The organism is Pseudomonas sp. p99-361 (assembly GCF_003935475.1).
Lineage (GTDB): Bacteria > Pseudomonadota > Gammaproteobacteria > Pseudomonadales > Pseudomonadaceae > Aquipseudomonas > Aquipseudomonas juntendi.
This window is the reverse complement of record NZ_RHQO01000001.1, coordinates 219338-233058: the sequence shown is the minus strand read 5'-3', so window position 1 is coordinate 233058 and position 13721 is coordinate 219338. Positions and strand designations below refer to the sequence as shown.

Here is a 13721-nt window from a genome sequence, read left to right as displayed (position 1 = left end):
AACGAATACCTCTCATGGGCGCGGCGTGCATTCGGGCTTAGGGCCAGGCGCTCGAAGTTCTGGCTAATGTCGACGGTCGGTAATGGACCTGCCGCTGGGCGGCGGGCGGTGCTGCTGCGATACAGCTCGACTAGGGCGGCAACCAGCGTGATGGCGAGCACAAGGCTGATCAGTTGCCAGATTCGTGTTGGGTTAGGCACGGTTCCGGCCCTCGTTGATCTGGCTGATCACCTGTTTGCTAGCAAGCTCGAATAGTTCGTCAGCGGAAACCGGCGTGACGGACTGCTCGAAGTTGCGCACGGCGTCAAACCGAGTGCGATACAGCCCGGCCTGGCCGAGCCACGCGGCTGCGTTGAATTTCACGTCGGGTGCGGGATGGTCGTGTTGGCTCATGCGGCCTCCCGCTGGTACAGATCGATCAGATCCTTGGCGTTGGCGGCGATCAGATCCTCCGCCTCGTCTGGGCAAACACTGTTGCCGATCAGTCGGATCTGGTCGGTGTTGTTGATGGCGCGCCACTCCAGCTGGCCCGTGTGAGGGTTCTCAAAGAGTCCGCGATCGAGGATGTAGTCAGGGCTGAACCCTTGTGCCAGCTTCAGCTCCGGTGCCTTGAGCATGCGCAGGGTGAAGTCCACCAGGGCATACTCGCCGAGCAGCACCACATCCACTGGATTGGGGAAGTGTTCAGGCAGGTACTTGTGCAGGAAGTGGGCGCATTTCCGGGCCCGTTCCATCAGTTCCGGCGGCAGGATGGCGGCTGGCACCTGCACGATGGTGACCAGCGCCATGCGCTCTCTCGTTGGCAGCGTGTGCATAGGCTCTTCCACACCTTGCCACTGCCCGCCCGTGCCGTAGTACTTCACAAGGTAGGCGGTGGCCAGCCGCTGATTAGTGCCTCGTCCGAGAATGGTGCTCAGTGGTGCCTTTGCAGCCCGCCCGTCACCGTTGTAGAACCCGCCGTTAGCCTGCTCAAAGTGACATGCGGCCAAAGCGTGGTGCCCGCTGCCTGTGGTCAGGGCGTTGACGGGCTGCAAAAGGCTGCTGCCGGTGCAGCCCTTGCGCAGTGTCACCATGGCGGCAGTGGCCATTGCCTGTTCGCCCCGGTTTGCTCCGGTAATGGTTCGAACTGCCTCTGTGACGGGATAGCCCGAGCGCTCGCCATGGTGGGTCAAATGCGTGAGGTGTGCTGCTGCCATGGCGAAGTGGCCACCCTTCACTTGGGCAACCTGGGTGCGCAAAGGCTCTGCAATGCTGAAGGTTCGCTGGTTGCTCGCGTTGGCGAACTCGGTGAGGCTGGCGGCAGCCAGCTGCTGATCGTTTAAGGGGATGACAAACGGTTGCTCGGCCAGCACGGTGTGCCGCCAGAATCCCTTCGCGACCCGGCGGCAGGTGTTGTCCACCAGCGGGCGCTTGCGTTCGAGAATGCTTTTGCCCAGGTCGGAGAAGTCGATGCACTCCGCCGCGGTTCGCCATGGCAGCTGATCGGCCTGGGGGTTCTCGTGTCGCTTGGGTTTGGTCCACACAATGGGACGGCCATCGGTGCGACCGATAAGGAACAGGCGCTTGCGGATGGTCGGTGACCCAGCGTTGGACGCACGGCGTTCTTTCCATTGCACATTGCAACCCAGGCCACGCACCAGAGCTTCCATGGGAACCCACTGGCCGATGCAGTCCATGATTTCTTCCATATCGGGGTGGTCTGCAGGCAGGCCGGTGGTAAGGCAGGATATGAATGCCTTGAAGGTCCGACCCATCTCGGTCTTGAGCGGTTTACCAGCATCGTCCAGCGGCCCCCAGGCCTGGAATTCCTCGACGTTTTCCATGAGGAACAGGCGCGGGCGTGTCGCGAATACCCAGCGGACAACGACCCATGGAAGGGAGCGAACGCTTTTGCTGCGTGGCGCGCCACCTTTGGCCTTGGAGAAGTGCCGGCAGTCTGGGGAGGCCCACAGGATGCCAACCGGTTGGCCGCCGGTGGCCTCCAGTGGATCGACCTCGTAGATGTCGCTGATGTAGTGCCGGGTCTTGCGGTGGTTGGCCCGGTGCACGGCGATGGCGATGGGGTTGTGGTTGATGGCCACATCAGGGTCGCGATAGGCCCGGGCGCCGCCGCTGCTTGCTCCGCCCGCCCCCGCGAATAGGTCCACATATAGTTCGCGCTGGAAGGGGAGTGTCTGCTGCTGAGTGCCTGACACGTTGATCTGCTGGGCGGTTGTCATGCTGCAGCCCCTGCATTTGCGGCGCTGGCCGGCGTTTCACGCAGTTGAGCGTGTATGCGTTTAGCCAAGTCGCTCAGTCCTGTAGCTTGCAGACCGGCTCGTGATGCCTGCTGAGTTGCCTTCATTGCCGTAAGCGTCCGCTCGGTCAGGTTCAGGGTTTCTATGGCGCTGATGAGCAGCTCGTAGTCCGCCCTGGTCACTGCAAGCCCGGTGTAGGACATGATCCGGGCTTCGAGTTCGCGGATGCTGCTTTTGAGGTGTGCGATAGCCAGGTGATGCTTGCGCTGGTCCGCTTCGGTCTGGGCCCGGGCTTCGTCCAGGTCGTCTTGAAGGCCTTTGATCTGCAATTTCAGATCGGCTTTCAGGCGCTGTTTGCCGGCGTCCAGGCCGCGGTTGAAGGCGCGTTGGCGGGCTTTCGCGAACAGGAAAGGCAGGATGGCTAGGGTGGCCAGCAAGAGAATGCCCATGGCAAGAACTTGTTGATGCGATTGCATGTGCTGTGCTCCGAAAGAGCCCTCCGCCGTTGATGTGAGAGTCGGCGGGGGCCGTATGCCCCTGATGGCCGGGGCCGCCTGGTCAAGCTGACTGGGTTGAACGTTCGGCCTGTCGGTCGAGATAAGCGGCAAGGTTGTGCAGGTAGATCACGTGCTGTGCTTTCTTCGAGCTGTCGATTTTGCTCAGTTGAAGATCAATCCGACCTTTGTTGATCAGCTCCTTGAAACGTCTGTCGGATCCGATATGGGGGAAGTAACGCTCCCTGACAGCGGTCAGCGTCGGGCAGGGGGTGGTCCACTCATTGCGTAGTTGTTCCAACGTGCTCATGCGCATTCCCCGATGCGCTCTGGGCCATGCCGGAGCTTTGCGTGTACTGCTGCGGCAAGGTGCTCTTTGCTGGCTCCGGTGACTGCGGCACAGATCTCTCCCTGCTCGTTCGTCACAACGGCGCCGAGAGGGAGTTGACTGTTGACGGTCGCAATTACATAGACGGTCTGGCCTGCCTGAAGAACCTCTTCCACGCTGGCCTGTGCCTCCATGAGTACGAGGGCTTCTTCCGACTGGGCGCCGGAGTCAGTGCGGCCGTTGGCCAAGTCCTGCAAAAAATCCCGCAGGGACTGGCATTTGGTCGAAAGGGCTCGCGGTAGGCTCAGGCTGCTGGTGAACGGTCCAAGCGTCACCTTGATACGGTGGTGGGTTTTGTCGTTCTCGATCTCGATCACGGCATCAACCGAGACTTCAGGGCGTTGTAGCTTGCAGGTTGCTTTGCCTCCGTTATCTAGCGTTCGCTGCAGCAGCATGATTTGGTGAAGAGATATGTGGAAATCGCTCATGCCGCCCCCCCGGATTTGGCAACTGCATGGGCTTTGCCATCCTGAGTGACGATTAGCTGCAGGCCGGTGCTTCGCTGGAACGCGTGGATACGCGCCAGGCTGCTGCAGGCAGTGGGGTGAATCAGGACCGCTACCGATCCGATGTGCTGTGCTGGTTTCATTCTTCGTGTCCTTGATGTGAGAGGGGGCACGAAGCTGAAATTAGCAAAAGCTAAATGAATCAACAATAGCAAGCGCTAAATTAATGGGGCATGGTTGCTCCCCAGCGGATCGCCGGTGGGGTCGCAACACAATGAGGCGTTAGATCTTTTTGGCGTTCCAGGCCAGCAGTACGCGGGCTTGAATGTGCATGCGCTCGATCATCGACTCGTCGATGGTGATGGGGGGATAGATCGGATTGTCGGAGATCATCCGCAACAGGCCGCCGGTAAGACGTTGTAGGCGTTTGATGTAGAGGTCACCGTCCAGCGTAAAGACGTAGATGGCGTCTGTCTTGACCTCGGTAATACCGCGATCAACAAGCAGTGCATCACCGTCCGCGAACGTTCCCGACATACTGTCGCCGTCCCCGGTGATGATTGCGAGGTTCTCGATTCTCGAGAAGGTTAGGCCCTGCATCCTGAGCCAGTCGAGGTGAACCGTCATGTCGCGGATGACTTCAATGTGCATGTTTGGGGCTGCCTTGCCATGCCCCATTGACGCCGCAATGTCGAGATACGGTATCAGCACGAAGTTCTTGTCCTTGACCGACCGGGTAGGTAGGCGAACCACGTTGGTTGGGGCTGCGGTGGATGGCTCCTCGTTGGGAGGAGATGTCAGCGTCCCTGCTGCGAGCCCGATCTTGAGCTCCAAATTCAGCGCAGCCTTTTCCCCCAGCTTGCGATGGCCGTTTAGCAGTTGTGACAGGTACGACGCATCCAGGTCATGAGCCTCTGCGAATTCCTTCTGGCTCAGGTTGCCCATGATCGTGCGGAGGGAGGCGATACGCCTTTCGTTTATATCCATGTGGTGATGATTGCTGTCCGTTAGCAAACAGTAAATTACAAACTGCTATTGCCTTAGTAATTAGCAATTGCTAATCTCGCCGCTCATGGAGGTGTCTATGACGCTTAGCGAGTACTTGAAGACGATGGATAAGGCACGGCTCGAGGCTTTCGCGCGCGAGTGCGGGACGTCTGTCGGCCAGTTGAAACAGGTTGCTTACGGCAACCGCCGTGCTAGCGCGGGACTGGCAGTGAGTCTTGATCGGGAAACGGAAGGGGTGATTCGTTGCGAAGCACTGCGGCCGGATATCGATTGGGCATATCTGAGGCAAACAAAAGATTAGGTGCTGGACCAGGGACTCTCACCTCCCTGGTCCAGCGACGACGGCGCACAGCACTGTACGGTCGTAGCTGTAGGATAGGTCTTACCCTGTCCCCTGGCTACACCGTAAATCGAGGATTTACGGTTATGAGTCGCATTGATCTATTGCCGGGCGTAGGTCCGGTTCTCACCCTTCGGCAGGCGCTCTATCGCGCCGGTCGCGACTATCGCGGTGGTATCACCAAGCTGGCCTTCGATATGGGCCTTGAGGTGGATACCCTGCAGAAAAAACTCCACCACAACGAAGAGCGACGTTGGCCGACTCCTGACGAAATGGAAGAGATCGTCCAATGGACTGCTGACCCACGCCTGCTTGACGCCTTGGTACGGCCGGCAGGAGCAGTTTGGTATCGCCCTGAACCGGTGCCCGCCACCAACGAAGCGTTACAAGCAGTTGCCAGGCTGCTCGAAGAATCCAGTGAGTTCGTCGGCAGCCTGCACGATGGGGCCGCCGATAACGTCTGGACAGCTACTGAAGTAGTCGACCTCGAGAAACGTGGGATGGATGTGATCCGCCAGGTGCTGGCGATCATGGCAGGCGCGCGCCAGGCAATGGAGGACAAAGCTCATGGCTGACGCTGCCGATTTTGCCAATGACCATGCGGAATACTTCCTGCAATTGTCCTTACAGCGCCGTGCCCGGCTTCCTGACAGGCCTAGCGCGCAGTACTGCGAGGACTGCGATGAGCCGATCCCATTGGCCCGTCAGCAGTTGGTTGCAGGGTGTGAGACCTGTGTCGATTGCCAGGACCTGCGGGAGCGCCGAAGATGAGCGAGCGCCCAACTCCTACCACAGCTGATTGGGCGCGGCGTTACATTGAAACCTTCGATCTCGCCTTGGTTCCGATTGAACCAGGTGAGAAGGGGCCGAAGGGGGCGGGTTGGAACAAGCCCGGTGGCTATTTCACAGATGCCTCGAAGGCTGAAGCGTTTTGGACTGCGAACCCGAACCACAATCTCGGTGTTGTGCTCGGGCCGAGCCGTGTCTGCTCGCTCGACGTCGATGATGTCGAGCTGACCCGGCAGGTCCTGCAGCAGACGCTTGGGCTCGACGTCGACGCACTCGCTGACACCTACCCGACCTCTGTGGGCAACCCTGAACGATTCCGCGTGATGTTCCGCGTCCCCGAGGGAGTGGAACTGAGTCGGCACGCTCTGGTTTGGCCCAACAAGAACGACCCCGATGGCGCCATCTACAAAGGGCTCATGGCGCAAGTGAAGGCTGCAATGGACGATGGCGATGCCACCCGCGAGGCGGCTTTCCGCATGGCGGCAGAACCCTTCAAAAAAGTGACGGTTTTCGAGCTGCGGGGCGGGTTGGTGCAGGACGTACTTCCGCCATCCGTTCATCCGGGCACCCGCAAACCTTACAAATGGCGTACCCCTCCGGCCGCTGATGGATTACCAGAGCTGCCGGCCGACTTATTGGCCATCTGGCAGGATTGGGACGAGTTCAAGCCGAAGGGGGAGGCCGTTTGCCCGTGGAAGCCAAAGGAGGTAGCGCCTGCAGCTGCTACTCGTCCCGAGTCCAAGCCGTCGCCAACTGCAGCACGATCTGGTGACCGGCTCCCAGAGGTCATACCTGAATTCAATCGCATCCATGACATCGCCACAATGATTGAGGCGCATGGCTACAAGCGGGTGGGTAGCAAATGGTTGTGCCCACAAAGCAGTTCCGGGTTACCCGGTGTGACCATTACTGACGACAAAAAACTGTACTCGCACCACACCTCTGACCCACTTGCGAATGGACACAAGAACGACGCATTCGACGTTTTCTGCATTCTGATGCACGACGGTGACCATAGGGCTGCGACCAGGGCGGCAGCTCAGATCCTGGGTATCGACGCGAAGTCCCGTCCACCGGCACCGCCGCCATTGGGCGAGCTTCCCCGTGCCCCATCGGTGGCAGAGCAGGCCGAGCTGCCTCCGGTCCTCGACAGCGATGTTCAGCACCTTCCCCACGCCTCATCGGAGGTCGTCCATCCCAGCCCGGCCGTCTCCTCGGCCAACGGGGGGGCGGGGGGCGATGCTGTGGACATTGATGCTGCGATGCGCCGATTCGCCCTGGTCGAAGGCTCAACGAATGTATGGGACTTGGACAAGGGACGGTCGATGAAGCGGACAGGCTTCGAGGCGCTGGTCGGCAAGCCGGTCGCAAAGGCGTGGATGGAGCGGACCGACAAGAAACTCATCGCATCCGAGCAGGTGCAAGAGCTTGAACAGGCCCGAAAGATGTCCAGCAAGAAGGGCGGGGCGCTGAAGCTTGAGCCGCTCGACCGTTACATCTACATCGACGGCACGAAAGAGGCCTGGGATCGTGAGAAGAAGCGCCGGCTGCCCGAGGGCAGTGTCAAAATGGCCCTGGGTGATGCCTATCAGCTCTGGCTGAACAGCCCGGAGCGGCGGGTGGTGGACGTCGACCACATCGTGTTCGACCCGACGATGACCAAGGACCCGGCGATCTACATCAACACCTTCGAGGGCTTGCCGCTTGAGCCGATCCGCAATGATGCCGCGTGCGAGAACCTACGCTGGCTGATCTCGTTCCTTTGCAATAATGACGCTGAAGCGCTGGATTGGCTGGTCAAGTGGCTTGCCTATCCGCTGCAGCACATGGGCGCGAAGATGGACACCGCGATCCTGTTCCACTCGACGATGGAAGGCTCGGGCAAAAGCCTGCTTTTTGCGGACATCATGGGCGAACTGTACGGTCGTTACGGTGCCACGGTGGGGCAGACGCAGTTGGAAGGCAACTTCAATGCCTGGCAGAGCGGCAAACTGTGGGCGGTATTTGAAGAGGTTGTCAGCCGCGACCAGCGTTACAACCAAGTAGGCAAGATCAAGCACATGATCACCGGCAAGACGGTGCGCATGGAGTCGAAGTTCATCAACGGCTGGGAAGAGGCCAACCACATGAACTCGGCGTTCCTGAGCAATGAGATCATGCCGTGGCCGATTAGCGAAGACGACCGCCGCATGCTCGTTATGTGGCCCCTGGAGACCCTGCCCGCTGAAAGGCAGAAGGCTATCGCCAGAGAGTTGGCCAACGGCGGGGTTGCAGCTTTGTACGGCTGGCTGCTGGACGTCGACCTTGGGGACTTCAACCAACGTACACGCCCTCCGAAGACTGAGGCCCGTCAGCGGCTGGTGGAGCTGAGCCGAACCGCCTGGCAGACATTCTTCTATCTCTGGCGAGCCGGCGAGCTAGGGCATGGCCTGTGGGGTTGCTGCCTGACGTCGGACGTGTACGCCATGTTCCTGGAGTGGTGCTCCCACAACAAAGAAAATGCCATGAGCCACACGAAGTTCTCGTTGATGCTCAGTGCGAAGGTGGAGAAGACACGAGCTATCCCTTGGACGGACGGTAGCGCGCGGCGTTTCGCGGCGTTCTTCTTCCCCAGCGATGGTGATCCTTCCCTACCCCCATCCATGAAGTCGGCCGAGCTGGGCAAGAACGTCGTCGAGTGGCGTGCTCGAGCGAAGCTGGCAGGCTGGAGCGTGGACGCCTGGGACCACATCAAGAGGCTTGCAGCATGATTCCGTCGGTAGGTGTGTTGGGTGTGTTGGGTTGGTGTTGGGTTGGTTCTGGTAAGTCAACACAGTTTCAGGCCCCGGAATCCTTGATGTTGCGGGCATGTGTGTTGGGTGTGTTGGGTTTGCGCACGCGCGCGCGCACGCGATTTTTTTCAATCGTTGAAATCGATGGGGAAAGCAATCTCTATGCGAGCCCTAAAAAACCCAACTCACCCAACACACTCAACACAGATGTTTCCAATCCATTGAATTCATTGGGTTTGAAGTGTGTTGGGTTTGTGTTGGGTTTGCCAAATGCGTGTTGGGTAGTGATTGGGGAGGGCTGGTGATGACGAAGGACAAAGGTTTGCGCCTACAGCAGCAGGTGGATCTCGCATTGCACCGCATCGAAGTGGAGCAGCTCACTGACCAGGGTGAGCGCCTGCGACTGATCGGGGAGCTGATGAAGCATTGGGGAGAGCGCCGTGCCCAGCTTGGGTTGGAGGCTAGCCTGGGCAGCCAGATGGGCAGCATCATGGAATGGAAAGGTGCTGCACCGCGCGGTGGCTCGTCTGGTTCGCGAATTCTGGTCGGCGGTGCAGGCCTTGATCACGCCGCGGCAGAGGTTGACGCGGCAGTGGTCCAGCTCGAGCGGCGTGATTCGCGCGGGGCTACGCTGGCCAAGCTGGCCCAACTGCGCTACCTGCATGGGGCAACGGTGCGCGAGCAGATGCGTGAGGTGGGGTTGGCTGAGGACGCCGACCGCACCTACCGGAACTGGGTCAAGGCCCTTCACCTGCAGGTGTTTGCCATCCTGGCTGCCCGCGCTGGCCGCGTCCGCCAACAGACCGTCCGTCGGGTCTCTATGCGACTTGCATGCAACATTGATGCGACATAGCCACCACATGGTGACGAACCGAAAACAGGCCCTTTTCGGTTTTTCCGGGGGCATGTAAAAAGGCGCCACGATATCAAAAGTGCGCTTAGGCACTCTGCGAAGCCCCACCCATCGGTGGGGCTTTCTTTGGGCTTCGCTTAAGTTTGAGCCTGAACTGGAAAATCTTTTCTCACGATGTCCTTGAGCCAGAACACGAAAAGCACCATTCCAAAGAAGAAGTACGAAGTGGCATTCCAAATGTTCATCAACAGGATAAGGATGTCGCCTCGAGTCGGTGCGGTCTCAGCGACGCCGAAGCGATAGATTTCCAAGCAGTTCATAAACGTGACAAACGCCGCCATCAGCACTGGGACGATTTTCGTAGAGTGCTGCCATATCCGCTTCAGGAGCTTCTTCAAGTCAGCACGTTGCTCAGGCTTGAGTGCTACACAGGCGACCAAGACTCCGAAGAGCCCTCCGATGGTGCCCAATGCGCTCAGCACAGTCATAAAGATATCCATCACATCACCTCACACAAGTAATCGCTCAGCAGGATAGTGGAGTCTCGTATGACCAATGAGCAACAAACGTTAGCCGAACTGCCAATCTGGATGGTGATCGTGCTGTCCCTGGTCGGCGGCGTTTCGGGAGAGATGTGGCGAGCCGATAAGGCTGGCGCGCGCGGTTGGGGGCTGGTTCGCCGGTTGGCTTTGCGGTCGGGTGCCTGTGTCACCTGCGGCTTGTCGGCCAACATGCTGTTGTACGCACTTGGTGTTTCGGTGTGGGCGGCGGCAGCGGTTGGCTGCCTGACCGCGATGGCCGGTGCCGACGTTGCGATCAACCTGTACGAGCGCTATACCGCGAAGCGACTGGGCCTTGACCAGGCGCCGCCCCAGGCCGGCGAGCCGGGGCAGTGACCCGACCGCAAGCGTGGCAGTGGGTTATCCCGGCACCCCAAAGTGGGCGGTTACGAGGCGGGATCCCACCGAAAGTACCTCGCCCGCCAAACTGCCAAGGATGCTCTTGGTTCCGCTTTTGGTGGCGTCAACGAGTTGGTCGCCTAAAGATGGGCCTGCGGTGAGGCTAGCTGGGAAAGCTTTTAGGGCCTCCAAGCCCTTGGCGGTCAACACTGCGTTCAGCACTCCGTTGCCGTACGACTGATCTTTGTAAGAAAGGTATCCGGCTTCGGCCAGCCATTCGATACAGGCTATGAAGAATTCGCCTTGCTCGTTCGCGATGTCCATCGCCATTTGTTCGCTGAAGGTGTAACCACCCTCTAGGAATTGCTTGATCAGCAAATGGCGTGGGACCGGGAAGTTTTCGTAAAGCGCTCCGAGTACTTGCCCGGTGATCTCATCAAACTGTTGGATGTTGGAGATGGTCATGTCCTTGACTCCTGAACAAGAGAAAAAATGCCCTCAAACCTGGGAGCAGGTAATGCGTTACATCGACATGCAGGTGCGTCGAGATTGCGACCTCACGCGTGCGCGACAGTACTGGCAGAAGACCTTAGATGAAACCCCAAAAGAGGTGCTTGTCGAAGCTTTGAGCATGGCGTTGGCCACGGGCCGTTACCAAGAGGCGCCACGCGGACGGTGTTGTCGGTGTTGCTGATGCCTCGTGATTCGAGCCGGCCCTGCCGTCGCTGCGTAGGGGTGGGGACCCTGGCAACTTGGCCGAGGTACGGGGCAGGAAACCCGCGGTTCTTCGTTAGCGGACAGTTCACCAGCTTAGTGAACTGCGGTGAACTGGTTAACCCCCTGAATTTATTGGGTGAACTGGACATTTCAGCATGGAGCTTCTGACCAAATCGGAGTTCGCCGCCCGACGGGGGTGGTCGAAATCCTACGTTTCAAAACTGGCCAGCCAGGACCGCTTGGTGCTCTCCGCCGACGGCAAGGTCGACGTCGAAGCCACCGAGGCGCTGCTGGCAGAGTCCGCCGACCCAAGCAAGGCCGCCGTCGCGGCCCGGCATGAAGAAAACCGGGTCGAGCGTGATGTGCGCAGCCAACTTCAACCAGGTGGCGATACATCTGCGGTGCAGCCACTGGTTCAGCAGCCAGGCAAGGGGCTGGACTTCCAGAAGGCGAGGGCGCACCGCGAGTTCTACCTTGCCCAGCTCGCCGAGGCTGAGTTCAACAAGGTCCAGGGCAACTTGGTCGAGCGCAAGTCCGTAGAGGATGCCGCCTTCGCTGCTGGCCGTACGCTTCGGGACCTGGTGTTCGGCCTTGCTCCGCAGCTCGCTGCTGAACTGGCGGGTATGAGCGATTCTTGGGAAATTGAAAAACGCCTCACGGGCGCGTTCCGCCAAGTCTTCGAAGACGCGGCGAAGATGAGCGGCGCCGATCTTAAACAAGCCATAACACAGAGCTGAGCCTATGCCCCCCGGATACGCGGACGGTGCGAAGGTGTACCGTGAAGCGTATGGCCGTGGGCTGAAGCCTGACCCTCAATTGTGGGTGGATGAATGGTCTGACGAGTACATGCGGATCCCGCGTGATACCGGCGCAGCCGAACCCGGCAAATACCGCACAGCACGGACGCCTTATGCCCGTGAACCTATGCGCTGCCTCTCACCAGCGCACCCCTGCAAGCGTGTCATTACCATGGTCGCTTCGCAGCTGATGAAAACGCAGATCGCCCTCAACTGGATTGGGGCGCTCATCCACATGGCGCCGTCCAACATCCTCACGTTGCTGCCAAGCCTGGCCCTGGCCAAGCGGGTGTCGGCGCGGATCGGCAAGACCATCGCTGCGACTCCAGAGTTGAAAGCGCGTGTAGCGGCCTCCCGATCACGGGATGCTCGCAACACTATGGATACCAAAGAGTTCGAGGGCGGCACGCTGTATGCGACCACCGCTGGCTCGGCCTCCAACCTGGCTGAGCTGGCTGCTCGATACATCTATGGCGATGAGATTGACCGCTGGGATGTGGATGTCGATGAAGAAGGTGACCCCGTCGATCTTGCGGAGACGAGGGGCAGTACCTTTGGACGCAACGCGAAGTTTTACTTCTCCAGCTCGCCGACCATCAAGGGTGCTTCACGCATCGCCGATCTGTTCGAAACGAGCGACCAGCGATATTACTACGTGCCCTGTCCAACCTGCGGTCACATGCAGGTGCTGGAGTGGGAGCGTCTGCTGTACTCGGCTGATTTCCAGACCGTCCACTACAAGTGCTCTTCGCCCGATTGCGATGTGCTGATCGAAGAACATCACAAGGGCGAGATGCTCGCCCAGGGGGAATGGCGTTCGCACGCCAAAGGCGATGGGGAAACGGTTGGTTTCCACCTCAACGCTCTGTATGCCCCGCTTGGTTGGACCTCATGGGCTGATCTGGCCAAGCAATTCGAGAAGGCCAAACGTGCCCAGGATCGAGGCGACCTTGAGCCCATGCAGGTGTTTTACAACACCCGCTTGGCCAAGGTCTGGGACAGCGCGGTCGAGCAGACCAAGGCCGAGGTTCTGCAAGCGAGAGCGCTGCAAGAAAACTATGTGCTCGGCACCCTTACCGTTGGCGTGTTGGTTCTGACCTGCTCTGTTGACGTCCAGGCCAATCGCCTGGAGGTGATGGTTATCGGCTGGGGCGTCGGGATGGAACGCTGGGTTGTTGACTTCCAGGTGATACCTGGTGACCCAGCAGACCAGCGGACATGGGATTTGCTCGATGAGCTGCTGAAGATTCGATACCGCCATCCGTGCGGTGTTGCCCTGGGCATTCTGGCCACGGGCATTGACTCCGGTGGTCATCACACTCATGAGGTGTATCAGTTCTGCCGTGTGCGCCGCTGGCGCAACGTCTTCGCCCTCAAAGGGGCGAGCAAACCGGGCAAGCCGGTGATCGCCCAGCGGCCCTCGCTGGTGGATGTCACCTGGAAGGGCCAGACCGAACGCAACGGCGCCGAGCTGTGGATGATTGGTACCGACACCGCCAAGGACTGGATCTACAACCGCTACGGCTTCGAGTCGGGTCCCGGCGCGGTGCACTTCGCCAAGGACCTTCCCGACGAGTTCTTCCAGCAGTGCGTGGCGGAACGAAAGATCGCCCGCTATGTGAAAGGGTACAAGCGAATCGAGTGGGTCAAGGGCAAGGCCGACCGCAACGAAGCGCTGGACCTTCAGGTGTACAACTTGGCCATGGCCTATTACCTCGGGCTGCATCGCTACGGCGAGCAAGACTGGGACAAGCTGCGTCAGGCGCTGGCCCAGGCGAGTCTGTTTGATGACCCGTCACCTGCGAAGCCACCGGTCATTGAGCACCCACACGATGACGACGATGAGCCCGACGACGCTCCATTTTCAGCGACACCGCCACCAGCTCGGCCCGCTCCACGCGCCATTCCACCGCCGCCTCGTCCGGCACCTCAACCAATGCAACGCCGCAGCTCCAGCAGCGGCTATCTGAAGAGACGCTGAC

At 59.6% G+C, this 13721-nt stretch carries 17 protein-coding genes; 9 read left to right on the top strand and 8 right to left on the bottom strand.

Annotation, left to right across the window (positions count from 1 at the left end; genetic code table 11):
• Positions 1-192 precede the first annotated feature (192 nt).
• The 6 genes from EGJ22_RS01095 to EGJ22_RS01070 form a co-directional block, all read right to left on the bottom strand.
• Complete coding sequence (locus tag EGJ22_RS01095; protein WP_125920101.1) at positions 193-393, bottom strand: hypothetical protein; 201 nt, start codon at positions 391-393, stop codon at positions 193-195.
• Positions 390-2219: a DNA cytosine methyltransferase gene (locus tag EGJ22_RS01090; RefSeq protein WP_125920100.1), complete on the bottom strand. Its 1830-nt coding sequence runs from the start codon at positions 2217-2219 to the stop codon at positions 390-392. Before EGJ22_RS01090 ends, EGJ22_RS01095 begins: the two co-directional genes overlap by 4 nt.
• Positions 2216-2713: a hypothetical protein gene (locus EGJ22_RS01085; RefSeq protein WP_125920099.1), complete on the bottom strand. Its 498-nt coding sequence runs from the start codon at positions 2711-2713 to the stop codon at positions 2216-2218. Before EGJ22_RS01085 ends, EGJ22_RS01090 begins: the two co-directional genes overlap by 4 nt.
• 82 nt (positions 2714-2795) lie before the next feature.
• Positions 2796-3041 (bottom strand): pyocin activator PrtN family protein, encoded by a 246-nt coding sequence (locus EGJ22_RS01080; protein WP_125920098.1) that lies wholly within the window; start codon positions 3039-3041, stop codon positions 2796-2798.
• Entirely contained in the window at positions 3038-3547 is a 510-nt protein-coding gene (locus EGJ22_RS01075; RefSeq protein WP_125920097.1) for a hypothetical protein, read from the bottom strand. The genes EGJ22_RS01080 and EGJ22_RS01075 overlap by 4 nt, the downstream gene beginning before the upstream one ends.
• Before the next feature lie 300 nt (positions 3548-3847).
• Positions 3848-4552 (bottom strand): LexA family transcriptional regulator, encoded by a 705-nt coding sequence (locus EGJ22_RS01070; protein WP_125920096.1) that lies wholly within the window; start codon positions 4550-4552, stop codon positions 3848-3850.
• Between the two features lie 97 nt (positions 4553-4649).
• Here EGJ22_RS01070 and EGJ22_RS01065 point away from each other — a divergent pair, with 97 nt between their 5' ends.
• The 6 genes from EGJ22_RS01065 to EGJ22_RS01040 all read left to right on the top strand — a co-directional run bounded on the left by EGJ22_RS01065 (position 4650) and on the right by EGJ22_RS01040 (position 9326).
• Positions 4650-4874: a YdaS family helix-turn-helix protein gene (locus EGJ22_RS01065; protein WP_125920095.1), complete on the top strand. Its 225-nt coding sequence runs from the start codon at positions 4650-4652 to the stop codon at positions 4872-4874.
• Between the two features lie 125 nt (positions 4875-4999).
• The gene (locus EGJ22_RS01060; protein ID WP_125920094.1) at positions 5000-5488 is read left to right on the top strand and encodes a phage regulatory CII family protein; all 489 of its coding nucleotides are present in this window, start codon (positions 5000-5002) and stop codon (positions 5486-5488) included.
• The gene (locus tag EGJ22_RS01055; protein WP_125920093.1) at positions 5481-5684 is read left to right on the top strand and encodes a TraR/DksA C4-type zinc finger protein; all 204 of its coding nucleotides are present in this window, start codon (positions 5481-5483) and stop codon (positions 5682-5684) included. Before EGJ22_RS01060 ends, EGJ22_RS01055 begins: the two co-directional genes overlap by 8 nt.
• Entirely contained in the window at positions 5681-8452 is a 2772-nt protein-coding gene (locus tag EGJ22_RS01050) for a bifunctional DNA primase/polymerase (protein ID WP_125920092.1), read from the top strand. Before EGJ22_RS01055 ends, EGJ22_RS01050 begins: the two co-directional genes overlap by 4 nt.
• Entirely contained in the window at positions 8449-8778 is a 330-nt protein-coding gene (locus tag EGJ22_RS01045) for a hypothetical protein (protein WP_125920091.1), read from the top strand. Before EGJ22_RS01050 ends, EGJ22_RS01045 begins: the two co-directional genes overlap by 4 nt.
• Positions 8778-9326: a hypothetical protein gene (locus EGJ22_RS01040; RefSeq protein ID WP_125920090.1), complete on the top strand. Its 549-nt coding sequence runs from the start codon at positions 8778-8780 to the stop codon at positions 9324-9326. Before EGJ22_RS01045 ends, EGJ22_RS01040 begins: the two co-directional genes overlap by 1 nt.
• A gap of 137 nt (positions 9327-9463) precedes the next feature.
• Here the strand turns inward: EGJ22_RS01040 and EGJ22_RS01035 are convergent, their stop codons facing one another.
• Positions 9464-9814 carry a hypothetical protein gene (locus tag EGJ22_RS01035; RefSeq protein WP_125920089.1) on the bottom strand — a complete coding sequence of 117 codons (351 nt, stop codon included), beginning with the start codon at positions 9812-9814 and terminating at the stop codon, positions 9464-9466.
• 60 nt (positions 9815-9874) lie between these two features.
• Between EGJ22_RS01035 and EGJ22_RS01030 the strand changes: the two genes are divergently transcribed.
• Positions 9875-10222: a phage holin family protein gene (locus EGJ22_RS01030; protein WP_125920088.1), complete on the top strand. Its 348-nt coding sequence runs from the start codon at positions 9875-9877 to the stop codon at positions 10220-10222.
• Between the two features lie 24 nt (positions 10223-10246).
• On the opposite strand, the gene EGJ22_RS01025 is transcribed toward EGJ22_RS01030, so the two are convergent.
• Positions 10247-10690 (bottom strand): hypothetical protein, encoded by a 444-nt coding sequence (locus EGJ22_RS01025; RefSeq protein ID WP_125920087.1) that lies wholly within the window; start codon positions 10688-10690, stop codon positions 10247-10249.
• A gap of 407 nt (positions 10691-11097) precedes the next feature.
• Between EGJ22_RS01025 and EGJ22_RS01020 the strand changes: the two genes are divergently transcribed.
• Both EGJ22_RS01020 and EGJ22_RS01015 read left to right on the top strand, forming a co-directional pair.
• Positions 11098-11679: a terminase small subunit gene (locus tag EGJ22_RS01020; RefSeq protein WP_125920086.1), complete on the top strand. Its 582-nt coding sequence runs from the start codon at positions 11098-11100 to the stop codon at positions 11677-11679.
• A gap of 4 nt (positions 11680-11683) precedes the next feature.
• Complete coding sequence (locus EGJ22_RS01015) at positions 11684-13720, top strand: phage terminase large subunit family protein (RefSeq protein WP_125920085.1); 2037 nt, start codon at positions 11684-11686, stop codon at positions 13718-13720.
• The last annotated feature ends 1 nt before the right edge of the window (position 13721 follow it).

Excerpts from the sequence above, each read along its gene's own strand:
- EGJ22_RS01095 (WP_125920101.1), bottom strand. The coding sequence starts at position 393 with ATGAGCCAACACGACCATCCCGCACCCGACGTGAAATTCAACGCAGCC.
- EGJ22_RS01020 (WP_125920086.1), top strand. The coding sequence starts at position 11,098 with ATGGAGCTTCTGACCAAATCGGAGTTCGCCGCCCGACGGGGGTGGTCG.
- EGJ22_RS01055 (WP_125920093.1), top strand. The coding sequence starts at position 5,481 with ATGGCTGACGCTGCCGATTTTGCCAATGACCATGCGGAATACTTCCTG.
- EGJ22_RS01035 (WP_125920089.1), bottom strand. The coding sequence starts at position 9,814 with ATGACTGTGCTGAGCGCATTGGGCACCATCGGAGGGCTCTTCGGAGTC.
- EGJ22_RS01085 (WP_125920099.1), bottom strand. The coding sequence starts at position 2,713 with ATGCAATCGCATCAACAAGTTCTTGCCATGGGCATTCTCTTGCTGGCC.
- EGJ22_RS01030 (WP_125920088.1), top strand. The coding sequence starts at position 9,875 with ATGACCAATGAGCAACAAACGTTAGCCGAACTGCCAATCTGGATGGTG.
- EGJ22_RS01060 (WP_125920094.1), top strand. The coding sequence starts at position 5,000 with ATGAGTCGCATTGATCTATTGCCGGGCGTAGGTCCGGTTCTCACCCTT.
- EGJ22_RS01045 (WP_125920091.1), top strand. The coding sequence starts at position 8,449 with ATGATTCCGTCGGTAGGTGTGTTGGGTGTGTTGGGTTGGTGTTGGGTT.
- EGJ22_RS01040 (WP_125920090.1), top strand. The coding sequence starts at position 8,778 with ATGACGAAGGACAAAGGTTTGCGCCTACAGCAGCAGGTGGATCTCGCA.
- EGJ22_RS01025 (WP_125920087.1), bottom strand. The coding sequence starts at position 10,690 with ATGACCATCTCCAACATCCAACAGTTTGATGAGATCACCGGGCAAGTA.
- EGJ22_RS01070 (WP_125920096.1), bottom strand. The coding sequence starts at position 4,552 with ATGGATATAAACGAAAGGCGTATCGCCTCCCTCCGCACGATCATGGGC.
- EGJ22_RS01090 (WP_125920100.1), bottom strand. The coding sequence starts at position 2,219 with ATGACAACCGCCCAGCAGATCAACGTGTCAGGCACTCAGCAGCAGACA.
- EGJ22_RS01075 (WP_125920097.1), bottom strand. The coding sequence starts at position 3,547 with ATGAGCGATTTCCACATATCTCTTCACCAAATCATGCTGCTGCAGCGA.
- EGJ22_RS01050 (WP_125920092.1), top strand. The coding sequence starts at position 5,681 with ATGAGCGAGCGCCCAACTCCTACCACAGCTGATTGGGCGCGGCGTTAC.
- EGJ22_RS01080 (WP_125920098.1), bottom strand. The coding sequence starts at position 3,041 with ATGAGCACGTTGGAACAACTACGCAATGAGTGGACCACCCCCTGCCCG.
- EGJ22_RS01015 (WP_125920085.1), top strand. The coding sequence starts at position 11,684 with ATGCCCCCCGGATACGCGGACGGTGCGAAGGTGTACCGTGAAGCGTAT.
- EGJ22_RS01065 (WP_125920095.1), top strand. The coding sequence starts at position 4,650 with ATGACGCTTAGCGAGTACTTGAAGACGATGGATAAGGCACGGCTCGAG.